At 59.5% G+C, this 1,451-nt stretch carries 2 protein-coding genes; both read right to left on the bottom strand.

Annotation, left to right across the window (positions count from 1 at the left end; all coding sequences use genetic code 11):
* Nucleotides 1-176 precede the first annotated feature (176 nt).
* Nucleotides 177-554, bottom strand: a complete 378-nt coding sequence (locus AC1D1P_RS23260; protein ID WP_477674624.1) for a sirohydrochlorin chelatase — start codon at nt 552-554, stop codon at nt 177-179.
* A gap of 15 nt (nt 555-569) precedes the next feature.
* Nucleotides 570-1,451, bottom strand: an 882-nt coding sequence (gene lptG / locus AC1D1P_RS23255; protein WP_477674623.1) for an LPS export ABC transporter permease LptG, incomplete at its 5' end; no start/stop codon positions are given.

Here is a 1,451-nt window from a genome sequence, read left to right as displayed (position 1 = left end):
GAGGTGTGCAGGGCCTTGGCGGTCTCTGTCAGGTTCAGGTTGCGCCGGATGGCCTCCTGGACGAAGCGGAATTGGTGAAGGTTCATATCGAATTCAGGCTAATTATTGATTTTATTATGCCTGTTTTACGCTAAAGAGGAGCCCAACTGCCGTACCGATGCGCCATGCCTCCACGGTTATGACAAGGCAATGCTGGCCATAAGTGCGGTCAATTCGCGGTATTCCCCGGCTGCGGGCAGAAGCTCGACTTCTACGCCCGGATGCGCCAACCTGACGCGTTCGACCAGCAGCGGCAAGTCTTCCCGGGCGTGCTTGCCTATACCAAAGAAAAGCGGAAAAACCCTTATATGGCGTGCGCCGGCAGCTATTAAATTTGTAGCAGCTTCAGGCAATGAAGGAGGGCAAAGCTCCAGGTAGGCGCAACTGACGGGGGTACCGGGCTCGCGGAGACGGACTTGTGCGGCAACCGCCTCAATGGGGTCGCGCCACTGCGGGTCGCGCGAGCCATGGGCAAGCAGGATGATGCCGCGCGGCGTATGGGCCAGGGACGTCATGAACGGTCGCGTCCGTTAACGCCTGAGCACCAGCCAGCCAAACGCGCCCAGCGAGACGGCCATATAAAGCAGCCCTGGCGTGGCAGCCGCAAGCCAGGGCTGCCAGTTTCGCAGGTTGCCGATATAGCCGAACACGTTGTTGAGCAGGAAGAAGCTGATGCCGATCATCACACCGGCGAACACGTAGCCGGCGATGCCGCCGGAGCGAAAGTGAAGGTAGGCAAAAGGCAGCGCCAGAATCACCATCACCAGGCAGCTGAGCGGGTAAAAGACTTTTTTCCAGAACTCTATTTCATAGCGCTGCGCGGTCTGCCCATTGGCGTCCAGGTGACGGACGTAATTGAACAGGTCAATGGTGCCCATGCGCTCAGGCTTGAGCAGCGCCACCGAAACCATTTCAGCGCTGATTTCGGTAGGCCAGCGAAAGTTCTTTAGCACTGTGCGGTTGACCTTGGCGCTGCCTCCGGGTTTGGCGGCGCTGCTGGCGCCGGCAGGAACATCAAACTCTGCGCGTGTGGCCTGGTTCAATTCCCAGGCATCGCCAGCGGTGAACGCTGCCAGCGGCGCCTGTGTGGTGGAGACGATCAATCCCTTGTTGTTGAACTCGAAAATCTGCACACCCTGCATTTCGTTGTCGGGGGTAAGGGCCCTCACATTGACCACAAAGGTGTTGTAGGCCTGCTTTTCCTTCAACCAGGCACCGGTTTGGCCGATGGTGATCTTGTTCTGGTAGCGCGCCTTGAGCAGCTGTGCGGCCCGTTCGCTGGCAGGCGCCACATAGTCGCCCACGGCGAAACTGAACACCACGAACAGCGCCCCCAGGACCAGCAGCAACTTCAGCGCGCGCCAGGGGCCGAGTCCGCTGGTGCGCAGGATGGTGTATTCGGAGCTCTGCGC

Source organism: Polaromonas sp. P1_E1_2, from assembly GCF_056406035.1.
This window is presented reverse-complemented; position numbering and strand designations above follow the sequence as displayed.